15 protein-coding genes are annotated in these 12,301 nt (G+C 54.2%); 8 read left to right on the top strand and 7 right to left on the bottom strand.

The window, feature by feature from the left end; genetic code table 11:
• The first annotated feature begins 128 nt into the window (after positions 1-128).
• A complete protein-coding gene (locus ACG0Z5_RS09145; RefSeq protein ID WP_125354113.1) occupies positions 129-338 on the top strand; it encodes a CsbD family protein in 210 nt (69 codons plus the stop codon).
• A gap of 77 nt (positions 339-415) precedes the next feature.
• Here ACG0Z5_RS09145 and zur read toward each other — a convergent pair whose 3' ends face one another.
• Positions 416-937: a zinc uptake transcriptional repressor Zur gene (zur, locus tag ACG0Z5_RS09140; RefSeq protein ID WP_394446619.1), complete on the bottom strand. Its 522-nt coding sequence runs from the start codon at positions 935-937 to the stop codon at positions 416-418.
• Positions 938-1,048: 111 nt separating this feature from the next.
• On the opposite strand from zur, the gene ACG0Z5_RS09135 reads away from it, so the two are divergent.
• From ACG0Z5_RS09135 to pspG, 4 genes are all read left to right on the top strand, one after another.
• Entirely contained in the window at positions 1,049-1,537 is a 489-nt protein-coding gene (locus tag ACG0Z5_RS09135; RefSeq protein ID WP_394446618.1) for a cupin domain-containing protein, read from the top strand.
• A 176-nt stretch (positions 1,538-1,713) separates the two neighbouring features.
• Positions 1,714-3,024 carry a conjugal transfer protein TraF gene (gene traF, locus ACG0Z5_RS09130; protein WP_394446617.1) on the top strand — a complete coding sequence of 437 codons (1,311 nt, stop codon included), beginning with the start codon at positions 1,714-1,716 and terminating at the stop codon, positions 3,022-3,024.
• A gap of 99 nt (positions 3,025-3,123) precedes the next feature.
• Positions 3,124-4,122 carry a tRNA dihydrouridine(20/20a) synthase DusA gene (gene dusA, locus ACG0Z5_RS09125; protein WP_319627637.1) on the top strand — a complete coding sequence of 333 codons (999 nt, stop codon included), beginning with the start codon at positions 3,124-3,126 and terminating at the stop codon, positions 4,120-4,122.
• A gap of 146 nt (positions 4,123-4,268) precedes the next feature.
• Positions 4,269-4,499: an envelope stress response protein PspG gene (pspG, locus tag ACG0Z5_RS09120; protein ID WP_319627638.1), complete on the top strand. Its 231-nt coding sequence runs from the start codon at positions 4,269-4,271 to the stop codon at positions 4,497-4,499.
• A 168-nt stretch (positions 4,500-4,667) separates the two neighbouring features.
• Here pspG and ACG0Z5_RS09115 read toward each other — a convergent pair whose 3' ends face one another.
• Positions 4,668-5,651 carry a quinone oxidoreductase gene (locus ACG0Z5_RS09115; protein WP_394446616.1) on the bottom strand — a complete coding sequence of 328 codons (984 nt, stop codon included), beginning with the start codon at positions 5,649-5,651 and terminating at the stop codon, positions 4,668-4,670.
• An 84-nt stretch (positions 5,652-5,735) separates the two neighbouring features.
• Between ACG0Z5_RS09115 and dnaB the strand changes: the two genes are divergently transcribed.
• On the top strand, positions 5,736-7,151 hold the full coding sequence (gene dnaB, locus ACG0Z5_RS09110) for a replicative DNA helicase (RefSeq protein WP_319627640.1): 1,416 nt from the start codon (positions 5,736-5,738) through the stop codon (positions 7,149-7,151).
• 16 nt (positions 7,152-7,167) lie between these two features.
• Complete coding sequence (gene alr / locus ACG0Z5_RS09105; RefSeq protein WP_394446615.1) at positions 7,168-8,247, top strand: alanine racemase; 1,080 nt, start codon at positions 7,168-7,170, stop codon at positions 8,245-8,247.
• Between the two features lie 52 nt (positions 8,248-8,299).
• Here the strand turns inward: alr and ACG0Z5_RS09100 are convergent, their stop codons facing one another.
• The gene (locus ACG0Z5_RS09100) at positions 8,300-8,803 is read right to left on the bottom strand and encodes a hypothetical protein (RefSeq protein ID WP_394446614.1); all 504 of its coding nucleotides are present in this window, start codon (positions 8,801-8,803) and stop codon (positions 8,300-8,302) included.
• Between the two features lie 311 nt (positions 8,804-9,114).
• Between ACG0Z5_RS09100 and ACG0Z5_RS09095 the strand changes: the two genes are divergently transcribed.
• Positions 9,115-9,720 carry a response regulator transcription factor gene (locus ACG0Z5_RS09095; protein WP_394446613.1) on the top strand — a complete coding sequence of 202 codons (606 nt, stop codon included), beginning with the start codon at positions 9,115-9,117 and terminating at the stop codon, positions 9,718-9,720.
• A gap of 258 nt (positions 9,721-9,978) precedes the next feature.
• On the opposite strand, the gene ACG0Z5_RS09090 is transcribed toward ACG0Z5_RS09095, so the two are convergent.
• From ACG0Z5_RS09090 to ACG0Z5_RS09075, 4 genes are read right to left on the bottom strand one after another with little or no spacing between them, the layout of a single operon-like run.
• Positions 9,979-10,458 (bottom strand): ribonuclease, encoded by a 480-nt coding sequence (locus tag ACG0Z5_RS09090; RefSeq protein WP_394446612.1) that lies wholly within the window; start codon positions 10,456-10,458, stop codon positions 9,979-9,981.
• Positions 10,459-10,488: 30 nt separating this feature from the next.
• Positions 10,489-10,938 carry a lysozyme gene (locus tag ACG0Z5_RS09085; RefSeq protein ID WP_394446611.1) on the bottom strand — a complete coding sequence of 150 codons (450 nt, stop codon included), beginning with the start codon at positions 10,936-10,938 and terminating at the stop codon, positions 10,489-10,491.
• Positions 10,935-11,543, bottom strand: coding sequence for a DUF2589 domain-containing protein (locus ACG0Z5_RS09080; protein WP_394446610.1), 609 nt, complete (start codon positions 11,541-11,543; stop codon positions 10,935-10,937). The genes ACG0Z5_RS09085 and ACG0Z5_RS09080 overlap by 4 nt, the downstream gene beginning before the upstream one ends.
• Before the next feature lie 57 nt (positions 11,544-11,600).
• Positions 11,601-12,209 carry a DUF2589 domain-containing protein gene (locus tag ACG0Z5_RS09075; protein ID WP_394446609.1) on the bottom strand — a complete coding sequence of 203 codons (609 nt, stop codon included), beginning with the start codon at positions 12,207-12,209 and terminating at the stop codon, positions 11,601-11,603.
• Positions 12,210-12,301 lie beyond the last annotated feature (92 nt).

The following is a 12,301-nucleotide window of genomic DNA, read 5'->3' as shown; positions in this document are numbered from 1 at the left end:
GGTTAAAGATTCTGAATAATCTCCAGCTGGCAAAATCCTTACCTATACTGAATATCACGTCCAGCAGAAAACAGTGTTTTACGGACGATGTTATTTCACTCTCTCCACCGAACTAAGAGGAATGGATCATGAATAAAGACGAAGTCGGCGGTAACTGGAAACAGCTCAAAGGTAAAGTGAAAGAGAAATGGGGTAAGCTGACCGATGATGATTTTACCGTCATTGAAGGTAAGCGCGACCAGCTGGTCGGGAAAATCCAGGAGCGTTACGGCTATGCGAAAGATCAGGCCGAGGACGAAGTGAAAGACTGGGAAACCCGCAACGATTACCGCTGGTAAATAAATGCACTACCCGTGCGTACACGGATGTACAACCCTCAGGGCGGCTTAAAGGCCGCCCAATCTTTTTCTGGCGCTTATTTCTGACCCGGTTTGCGTTTGATGAGGATAGTATGATCGTGACCGCAGCAGTCCTGCGTGCGGCAAGCTTCCACTTCGACACACCCTGAACACAGCCCATGGGCTTCAATAACGTTATGGCGCAGCGCGAATCCCATCCGGGCCGCCAGCGCATGCATAATGTCTTCCACCCCGTCAGCCGCTTCTTCCTTCACCACGCCACAGCGATCGCAGATAAACATCGCCGATGTATGCGAGGGTTTATCGAACAGATGGCACAGCACATAGCTGTTGGTGGACTCCACCTTATGCACAAATCCCTGCTCGAGTAAGAATTCCAGCGCCCGATACACGGTCGGCGGCTTGGCCTGTGGTTCGCTCACTTTCAGCAGGTCCAGCAGGTCATAGGCGCTGATCGCACCCTGTTGCAGCGTCATCAGGCGGAGCACTTCGAGGCGTTGGGGTGTCAGTCGCACGCCACGTTGGGCGCAAAGCCTTTCGGCCTGCACGAGCATGTCTTGTGGAGTGGAGTTGTCCATAGGCGCCTCGAATCGGGTGTAAAGTAAACGCCTACTTTATCATGTTTAGGCCCAAACGCCGATAACCTGCCGAGTGTGCTATACATGACCCAACAACCCAGGAGGGACAAGATGAAAAGACCTGACTGTATTCGACACTGGCGTGAGCTGGAAGAAGCCGATAATTCAACCTATCCCGACAGCAGCGAGCTGTTTTCCATAGGCGCACCGCTGGCGCGTAAGCTCGGGCTGATGCGGCTTGGTATTCATCACGAACGCCTGCCACCGGGCCGCCGCACCTCATATCCTCATGCCGAAAGTGATGAAGAAGAGTTTATCTATGTGGTGAGTGGCCGCCCTCAGGCGTGGATCAACGGCTACCTTTGGCAGCTTGAACCGGGTGATAGTGTGGGCTTTCCATCGGGCACTGGCGTCTGCCACACCTTTATCAACAATACAGAGGCCGACGTAGAATTATTGGTGGTCGGAGAGGCCAATAAAAAGCATAACCGTATTTATTACCCGCTGAATCCGGAATATGCCGCCACTCGTCAGGACCGCTGGGTCGACCATCCGCCACAATTTTTTGGTCCTCACGACGGGAAACCTTCGCGAAAATAACAATCTCTTCTATAAATATTGAGGGGCATCACATAATTCAACCTTAACACAGTGAGCCTTAAGGCAAATCATCCTAATTGGCTGCTTTTTACATCGTTATTCACAGCAATAGTTCGGCCCTTTTCAGCGGATAACTGAACGGGGAAAAACGTTCACCTGCATATAACGAGCATACTGTGAAAAAAAATATTAAATATTCTGTGGTGTCAGCGGCCGTCTCCCTGTTTATGGCAAATCAGGCGGGAGCGGCCAATACCTGGTCCGAGGCAAGAAACGATGCAATGGGGGGAACCGGGGTGGCGTCGGCCAATTATGGCAGCGCGGTGCTGATTAACCCCGCGCTACTGGCGAAGGCACAACCGGACGATGATGTCTCTGTCGTTATTCCATCTGTGGGGGCGCAGATTACCGACAAAGACAATCTTCGCGATCAAATTGACGATATCAGCGATGAAATCAACCACTACAAAAAGGTACTCGATAACCTGACGCCACAAGACATCCTGTTGAACCCTGGCGGCACGTTAAACGAATTCCAGAGTGCGGCGGGGGATCTGGCCGGACAGCTGGAAGACCTGAAAGGAAAAACCGCCCGCGCGACCGCCGGAGCAGGGATCGCCGTTAGCGTGCCAACCTCGGCGGTATCTCTGGCCTTTGTCGCCAAAGCCTATGCTCACGCGCGTGCCAGCTCCAGTATCGATCAGAACGATATCGACTACCTGCGTAACATTCAGAACTCCGACGCGTTCGCGGCTACCCAGGCCGCCAATGCGGTGATCAGCGGCAGCGACGAAATCACCAACAACCTCAACTCAACGGCGTCCGGTAAAGGGGCAATTGTTTCCGATTATGGGATAGCGATTGCGCGCCAATTCGATATCGGCGGCGTGCCGGTGTCGTTGGGTGTGACGCCAAAACTGCAGCAAACCTGGCTCTACAACTACACCACCTCTATCGATGACTATCACAGTGACGACTGGAAAAAGGACAAATACCGTACTGACGACACCGGTTTTAACGTCGATGCCGGTATCGCGGCGGATTTCGGTGAAAACTGGACCCTGGGCCTGAGCGGTCAAAACCTGATGTCGCGTGATATCGACACCAAAGACGTGCGCATCACCAACGGGGCCACCGGGGTGACCACCAACTACAAAGACACCTATCAGATCCGTCCGCTGGTGACGGCTGGCGTGGCGTGGCATACCGATTTTGTGACGCTGAGCGCCGACGGTGACCTGACGGAAACCAAAGGCTTCAAGAGCGAGGACGACTCGCAGTATGTCGGAGTGGGGGCAGAGGTGACACCGCTGAGCTGGCTGGCGGTGCGGGGCGGTTATCGTGCGGATGTGAAGGGTAACGACAGCAACGTCTTCACCGCCGGGGTAGGCTTCGCGCCGTTGAACACCGTGCACGTCGACTTAACGGGGCTGTATGGCGAAGATCAAACCTGGGGCGCGGGCGTGCAGTTGGGCCTGACCTTCTGATTCGCGTTGGTTAATAGGATGAAGCGGAGGCCATGCGCCTCCGCATTTTCTTTGTGCTATAGTAGCGCCCCATTTCCACCGGATGCTCATAAATTCGCCATGCTGCCAGAAACACAATCCACCGCTTATCCTGCTCACCGCTTCTCCATCGCACCGATGCTCGACTGGACGGATCGGCATTGTCGTTACTTCCTGCGCCAGCTGTCTCGCCACACGCTGCTGTACACCGAAATGGTGACCACCGGGGCGATCATTCACGGCAAAGGCGACTACCTGGCCTACAGTGAGGAAGAACATCCGTTGGCATTGCAGCTCGGCGGCAGTGACCCGGCAGCGCTGGCGCACTGCGCTAAGCTTGCGCAAGAGCGCGGTTACGATGAGATCAATCTCAACGTCGGCTGCCCGTCCGACCGCGTACAGAACGGTATGTTCGGTGCCTGCCTGATGGGCAATGCCCAGTTGGTGGCCGATTGCGTCAAAGCGATGCGCGACGTCGTGTCCATTCCGGTGACGGTCAAAACCCGGATCGGCATTGATGACCAGGACAGCTACGAATTCCTCTGTGATTTTATCAACACCGTTTCCGGCAATGGCGAATGCGAGATGTTCATCATCCACGCGCGTAAAGCCTGGCTTTCCGGCCTGAGCCCGAAAGAAAACCGCGAAATTCCCCCGCTGGATTATCCGCGTGTCTATCAGCTCAAGCGTGACTTCCCGCACCTGACAATGTCGATTAACGGCGGCATCAAATCGCTGGCGGAAGCCCACGAGCATTTGCAGCATATGGATGGCGTGATGGTGGGCCGCGAGGCGTATCAGAACCCGGGCATTCTGGCCTCGGTCGATCGTGAGATTTACGGCGTTGACGGGGTTGACCCTGACCCGGTGGCGGTGGTGCGTGCCATGTATCCGTACATTGAGCGCGAGCTGAGTAACGGCACTTATTTAGGCCACGTTACGCGGCACATGCTCGGCTTGTTCCAGGGCATTCCGGGGGCGCGGCAGTGGCGTCGCTACCTCAGCGAGAACGCCCATAAGGCCGGTGCGGACATTGAAGTTTTAGAACAGGCGCTGCAACTGGTGGCGAATAAACGTTAATTTTTACGCTAAAAGTTAGTCTGATTGACCACGCCTCGCACAGTGCTGCGGGGCGTTTTCATTTTTAATCAATGAATTACGTTTTGGCATGATTTTTGTATTTGTCACAGTAAAGGCAGAGAATAATTTCATAAGGGGAATAAGCCATGCTGGAACTGTTATTTATCATCGGATTCTTTGTCATGCTGCTGATCACCGGGGTATCGATGCTGGGTATTCTGGCGGCGATTGTGGTTGCCACCGTATTGATGTTTGTCGGTGGCCTGTTTGCGCTGATGATCAAACTGCTACCGTGGTTGCTGCTTGCCGTCGCCGTGGTGTGGATTATCCGCGCCGTTAAAGCGCCGAAAGTGCCGCAGTACCGTCGCCGTTATTAATGATTGCGGGATACGTCACAACCTGAGAAGGGCAGCGTAGGCAGCGCGTCATAAATCTGTCATTGTTAGCGCGATAATGAATTCATCGCGCTGTACCCTACATACAGCGAACGATAAAAAAAGAAGGGCTTCCCACGGGAAGCCCTCATTATTTCTGCCCGTGCCCCGCTAGGGAATCAACAAGCTTGAACCTTCTGTCGCCCGGCTCTCCAGCGTTTCGTGCGCCTTCTGCGCATCGTGTAAGGCAAATTTCTGGCTGTCGGCCACATCCACTTTAATCACCCCGCTGGCGATCAGTGAAAACAGCTCATTGCTGGCTTCTTCCAGCTCTTCCCGGTTAGTGATATAGCCCTGAAGGGATGGGCGCGTCACATACAGGGACCCTTTTTGATTCAGGATCCCGAGATTCACGCCGGTAACCGCGCCCGAGGAATTACCGAAGCTGACCATCAGGCCTCGGCGTTGCAGACAGTCGAGTGAAGCTTCCCAGGTCTCTTTCCCTACCGAGTCATACACCACGCGCAGCTTTTTACCCTGGGTTATCTCTTTCACCCGTTCTACCAGATTTTCCTCACGATAGTTAATCACCTGCCAGGCCCCGGCCTGAAGCGCGCGCTGCGCCTTTTGCGCTGAGCCCACGGTGCCGATCAGCTGCGCCCCGAGCGCTTTCGCCCACTGGCAGGCAATCAGCCCCACGCCGCCCGCCGCCGCATGGAACAGGAACGGTTCGTTGGGTTTGATTTCCCAGGTTTTACGCAGCAGATAAAACACCGTTAGCCCTTTGAGGAACGAGGCGGCGGCCTGCTCGTAAGAGATGGCCGCAGGCAGAATGGCGGCTTTGTCTGCCGGAACGTTATGCACCGAGCTGTACGCGCCGAGCGCCGATTGCGCATACACCACGCGATCCCCCGCCTTGATGTGCTGCACGCCGCTGCCCACTTTGCTGACCACGCCTGCGGCTTCCGTTCCCAGACCGCTCGGCAAAGCGGGCGGCGGATACAGTCCGCTGCGGATATAGGTATCGATATAGTTAATGCCGATGGCTTTGTTCTCCACCTGGATCTCGTTTTCTTTCGGATCCGCTGGAGTAAATTCCACGGCGTTGAGTACGTCAGGCCCACCGTGTTGATGAAATTCAATGCGCGTTGCCATGCTTCCTCCGTACATATCGTTTAGCAGGGGCATCAGATATGATAATCTTACGACCCACTCTTTAACCCGGTAACTCCATTCACTATGGCAGGAAATAAACCCTTCAACAAACAACAGACTGAGCCACGTGAACGCGATCCGATGGTCGCCGGGCTGAAAGTACCGCCGCACTCGATTGAAGCGGAACAGTCGGTGTTGGGCGGTTTGATGCTGGATAACGAGCGCTGGGACGACGTGGCAGAACGCGTCGTGTCTGAAGATTTCTATACCCGTCCGCATCGCCACATCTTTACCGAGATGGCGAAATTGCATGAGTCGGGTAGCCCGATTGACCTGATTACGCTCGCGGAATCGCTGGAGCGGGAAGGGCAATTGGACAGCGTCGGCGGTTTTGCCTATCTGGCGGAATTGTCGAAAAACACGCCAAGTGCGGCGAACATCAGCGCTTATGCGGACATCGTGCGTGAACGTGCGGTCGTGCGTGACATGATCTCCGTCGCCAACGAAATTGCCGAGGCCGGTTTTGATCCGCAGGGACGCACCAGTGAAGATCTGCTGGATTTAGCCGAATCCCGGGTATTCAAAATCGCGGAAAGCCGGGCCAACAAAGACGAAGGCCCGAAAAATATCGCCGAAGTGCTCGACGCTACCGTGGCGCGTATCGAACAGTTGTTCCAGCAACCGCATGACGGCGTCACCGGGGTGAACACCGGCTATGACGATCTGAACAAGAAAACAGCCGGTTTGCAGCCGTCGGATTTGATTATCGTCGCCGCGCGTCCGTCGATGGGTAAAACGACCTTTGCGATGAACCTCGTCGAAAACGCGGCGATGTTGCAGGATAAGCCGGTGCTTATCTTCAGTCTTGAAATGCCCTCGGAACAGATAATGATGCGTTCTCTGGCCTCACTGTCGCGCGTCGATCAGACCCGAATCCGAACCGGTCAGCTTGATGATGAAGACTGGGCGCGTATTTCGGGCACCATGGGTATTCTGCTGGAAAAACGTAACATCTACATCGATGACTCTTCCGGTCTGACGCCAACGGAAGTGCGCTCCCGCGCGCGCCGCATCGCCCGTGAGCACGGCGGCATCGGCCTGATCATGATCGACTACCTGCAGCTGATGCGCGTCCCGTCATTGTCGGATAACCGTACCCTTGAAATCGCCGAAATCTCGCGTTCTCTTAAAGCGTTAGCCAAAGAGTTGCAGGTGCCGGTGGTGGCGCTGTCGCAGCTGAACCGCTCCCTGGAACAACGTGCGGACAAACGCCCGGTCAACTCCGACCTGCGTGAATCCGGCTCCATCGAACAGGATGCCGACTTAATCATGTTCATCTACCGTGATGAGGTTTATCACGAGAACAGTGACCTGAAAGGCATCGCCGAAATCATTATTGGTAAGCAGCGTAACGGCCCGATCGGTACGGTACGTCTGACGTTCAACGGGCAATGGTCGCGTTTTGATAATTATGCGGGCCCGCAATACGATGATGAGTGATATCTAAGGAATTTAAATGCAAGCGGCAACTGTAGTCATTAACCGCCGCGCTCTGCGACACAATCTGCAACGCCTGCGTGAACTGGCCCCGGCCAGTAAGCTCGTTGCGGTCGTGAAAGCGAACGCCTATGGACACGGTCTTCTGGAGACCGCGCGCACGCTCCCTGACGCCGATGCCTTTGGCGTTGCTCGCCTGGAAGAGGCGCTGTGCCTGCGAGAGGGGGGCATCCGCCAGCCTGTTCTGCTGCTGGAAGGTTTTTTCAATGCCAGCGATCTGCCGCTGATATCAGCCCAGGGTTTTCACACCGCGGTGCATAATCCCGAACAGCTTGAAGCACTGGAGCAGGCAGAATTGCCTGAACCGGTAACGGTGTGGATGAAACTCGATACGGGTATGCACCGTCTGGGCGTGCGTCCGGAAGAGGCCGATGCGTTTTACCAGCGCCTAAGTCAGTGCAAAAACGTGCGCCAGCCGGTGAATGTGGTGAGCCACTTTGCCCGGGCGGATGAGCCTGATTGCGGCGCTACCGAGCAGCAGCTCGATATCTTCACCACCTTCACCGAAGGCAAGCCGGGTCAACGTTCCATCGCCGCGTCCGGCGGGATCCTGCTGTGGCCCCAGTCGCATTTCGACTGGGTGCGCCCGGGCATTATTCTCTACGGCGTCTCGCCGCTGGAAGGTTCACAGTGCGGCGAAGATTTTGGCTTCCAACCCGTGATGTCGCTGACCTCGAGCCTGATAGCGGTACGTGAACACAAAGCTGGCGAGCCGGTAGGCTACGGCGGCACTTGGGTAAGCGAACATGACACCCGTCTCGGCGTGGTCGCTATGGGCTATGGGGATGGTTATCCGCGCGCTGCACCATCCGGCACGCCAGTGCTGGTTAATGGTCGCGAAGTGCCGGTGGTTGGCCGTGTCGCCATGGACATGATTTGCGTCGATCTCGGCCCGCAAGCCGCTGACAAAGCGGGCGACCCGGTGATTCTGTGGGGCAATGGCCTGCCGGTTGAACGCATTGCTGAAATAACGAAAGTAAGTGCTTACGAACTTATCACGCGCCTGACGTCACGGGTAGCGATGAAATACGTCGACTGAAAAGCAGACCGGTGTACGCGTTTGTACCCCGGTCTGAACCCCTCACAGCCGCTTAGCGACGCGCGCGAATAGCTTGCAGAATGGCGTCGCGCAGTTCGATTTCTGTTGCGTCTCGTGCCGTCAATGTTATCCGTCCCCGATCGTTCTCCATCACCAACCGAGCCAGCGTGACCATATCTTCACGGGTGATCCCCGCAGGCAGGCGTGGATCGCTGGTGATCGGGTTGCCGCGATGCACAAAACTTGCCGGTGTGGTGCTGTCAAAGACGGAGTAGCCGACCACAGGATCCTGCGGCAGCGGCTCACCGTTGTAACATAACTGATGCGCCTCATTGATGCTCCAGCGCTCGAGTTGGCTGGTGCGATAGCCATCGCCATTCGCCACAAAACCGACGGCGCGAGTCGCACGATAAGAGACAATAGTGTCCCCGTTATCTTGCTCGCTGGCGCTGCGGCCCAGTTCGATACGGACGCGACAAAATTCATGGGTCGTACGGTTGTATAAATAGCAAGAAGCGAAAGAATTCGCTGGTTGTGTGAACCAGGATATACACATATTGCGTTCCTTCTTTTATTGACAGGGAATGAGTTAATGCATTTCTGATGAAAATGCCACTCAACAATAATCGCCAACGCTAACCTTGAAAATATGCCTGTCGTCATAGGTCATTCACAGTGACGGGCGGTCCATTATTTAATGAGCAATAATTAGCACATTAGTAATGCTTAAATATCAGGCCCAATATGATATTTGGCATAGGCCAAATGCTGTTTTCTCACTTTACTTTTAGGAATCATACTAAAAACTCGCTGATACAGTGGTGATGACATCCTGAGAAAATAAACACAGCAAGAGGTTGCGTTGTTATGCATATTTTAATGATCGATGAGTTGCCGTTTTATATCCATGGTATGAAAGTAGCACTTGGAAAGATAATGCCCGATTGCCAGATTATTGAAGCCACTACTCTCGATGAGGCGATTGTGATTCTCGACCAGAAGCCGGTGACGCTGATCCTGTTGGATGGCGAGTTAGTCTCGACAGCGTTTGTTCAGCGGCTGGCGCAGTATTATCCGCAGATCCCGGTGGTGGTGATGCTGAGAAAAATGGCCGGTAAACCGGTGGGTTACGATCTACGCCACAATATTAAGGGCATCATTACCAAAGAACAAACCGCCGAAAAGATCAGCCTGATCCTGAAAACGGTGATGGCCGGGATTGTCTGTTTTCCCGACCAGTCGGTGGTGGCTTTCAGTGAGAAGAGCGCGCAAACGCCTTCGTTGCTCAGCCAGCGTCAACAGGAGGTTCTGAGCCTTCTGGCGAATGGCGGTACCAATAAACAAATCGGTCGTCAGTTAAATATCAGCGCCGGGACGGTCAAAGTGCATCTGGAATCAATATTTAATCGCTTGCAGGTGCATAACCGCACTCAGGCAGCACGCCTCTGGCTCAAGTATATGGACACACACTAGCGCGTAATTGATCCTCAAAAGGACTACTTTCGAAAATAACCTCAACGTCGTGAAATAATCGATTTAAATTTTGAAGGTGCTGGAAAATAATCCCAAGCAGGGGCTGAAGGACTCATTTATAAACCCTGGAAAGGTGAACAATTCTTCGTCTACAGGCACAGCACAGAATAACCCGCTCTGTGGGAACAGCATTGCTTCCGGATATATTCCTTAGCTGAAATCTGCGCCGTACTCCGTGTGGCGGTACGGCGCAGCGGTTTACTGGCAGGGAGCGACTTCAAGGAAGCGCAGATATTTATCGGGGGTGATATATTTTTTCGACGTTTCCGGACTATAAATAAGGCGCAGGTTACTGCGATAACCTCGGCTGCCATCAACATCGGCACTGTACCAGACCTTGTCTCCGTTTAGCATCGAATTGCGGTAGGCGTCGCCACCAATAACCTTTCCATTGGTAGGGGTTAATCCCCATAACGTTTTACTGTCATCCCATGATGGGTTCAGCTTTTTGGCTTCAGCGCTGGTGATGTACTCTTTTGGCAGGCGGCCGGATTGATTTAATTCTCGCAGCGTGGTCGCAAGCTTGGCCGGATCGTTAATCTTTACCACGCCGCGCTTGACCAACTCTTTATTCAAGGTGCCGACCTCGCCTTCACAGGTCGTTGCCGCCAGCGACGCGTTGCAGATAAAAATCCCCGATAATGCCAGGGCCAGAACCGTTTTATGAATAGCTTTCATCTTTATTCACCTGTTAAGTTGCCGAGTCGATTAACTCAGGAATAATTTCCTTTCCGCATCACGCCGACGAGTTAAACCCGCCAGCACTTTCCCCCCGGCTTTATTCCAGCTTTTGAATTGCAGGGCTGCACCTTGAATATCCCCCGTATTGAGTTTTTTCAGTAAGGTAGATTTTTTCAGACTGCCGACGCCGAGGTTAAAGGCAAAAGAAACCAGGGCATCGAACTGGTTTTGCGTCACGCTGACGGTGAGTAACTTTTTAACGCCCACCTCGGTACGATGTAGATCCTTGCGCAGCAGATTTTTCGCCTCGCCAGTGGTGACTTTAAGCAGCGTATTCATCTCCTCTTTAAGGATCAGATGCCCATAGCCAATGGTCCACAGGCCGACAGCATCGCGATAGCGCGCCAGCTTCAGACCTTCATATTCGCAAATGAGCTGAATGCCTTTATCACCTGTGCTTTCGGGTTTATTACTCATGGTGCGGACTCCTCTGTTTTGGCGATCGGAACCACTTTATTGGTGTACTCATCAATCAACCGCATCACGCTTTCCGGCGGTTCGAGCACCGTAAACTGCATCTCCACGTCCACATGACGACTGTCGCGCCCACCCTGAGTGTCACTGGCGGGGGACATGCTGACGTGAAAACGGCCAAAGTGGTTCTCGCCATTCTGCTGAACCGGGCTTTGAACGCCTTCGGTACGGATCGTCAGGTTGACCTTCATTTTTTCCAGCATCAGGCCACGTGGTGTCGACATGGCTATCAGCGGCAGGTTGAAGTAGTGCTTATCATCCAGCCCCAATTGCACCGTTCGCGGCTGCAAAGTGCCGTCTTCCGCTGGCTCGAAAAAAGGGTCCAGCGCCTTCATGTATTGCTGGGCGATCATTTCGTTCGCGGCGGTCGCGGCGTACTGCATCCCGCGGGTAATATCCTCCAGTGTGACCGGCACATTGGGCATTCCACCTCCTGGCGGCGAGCGATTGCCTTGCTCCGGAGGTGGAGGCGATCCCTCGCTTCCCTGCGGGGGGGTTATTTCAGGCTCGTTATCCTTTCCACCCTGTAACCATTTCTTGAAAGGCATGATTCTCTCCAGAAATGAGGCCACCGGGGGCGGCCTCATTGGCGGTAAAAGGGCAGGTTATTTAGGCTGAGTCTGTGGCGGTGTTTGCGATTGTGGATCTGACGGCGGCGCGGCGGCGGTCACCGGTTTAGTTTTCGCTTCGGTCAGATAATCAATCACGCGCATCAGGGCTTCCGGCGGGTCCTGACGTTTTACCTGGGTGTGGATGGAGTATTTAGCGCGGGTATCGGTGGAGCGTGTCTGTTCCGATTTATGCGACACCTTACCGGACAGCTTAGCCTTGACCGGGCCCCAGCCGAGAGAGACTTCGGTCGAGGCTTCCGCATCGGTGCTGCTTGAGCTGGCTTCGCTTTGACTCACTTCCAGTTCGAAGTCGATGGTCCCTTCTTCGATGGAGATAATCGGGTGCGAAATGGCCGCCAGCAGGGGAATCGACATTTTTTTGGTCAGTACGCCTTTGCTGACGCCTTGCTCATCAACCAGCGTTTCGTCGTAGTCGAATTCAATCGCCACGGCTTTGCCATCTTTAATACACACCGACAGCAGAAAATCGGTATAGGACTTGCTCGCTTGTACCTGGGCTTTAATCATTGCCTGCAGTGGGCCACCAATCATGTGTTCCAGTGGCAGGGCGTTAATCACAGAACCAATAAATTGCGAATCCATAATGTATTCCTCAAGGTAGTCATTGCGCGGTTGCGCAGGATTCAGACTACGGAGGAACAGCGGCGGCCACTATTTGCCGGATGGGGTAACGG

The sequence above is a fragment of the Scandinavium sp. M-37 genome, assembly GCF_043558715.1.
GTDB classification, from domain to species: Bacteria; Pseudomonadota; Gammaproteobacteria; order Enterobacterales; family Enterobacteriaceae; genus Scandinavium; species Scandinavium vulneris_A.
The sequence above is the reverse complement of the archived record's forward strand: the minus strand, read 5'-3'. Positions and strand labels throughout refer to the sequence as shown.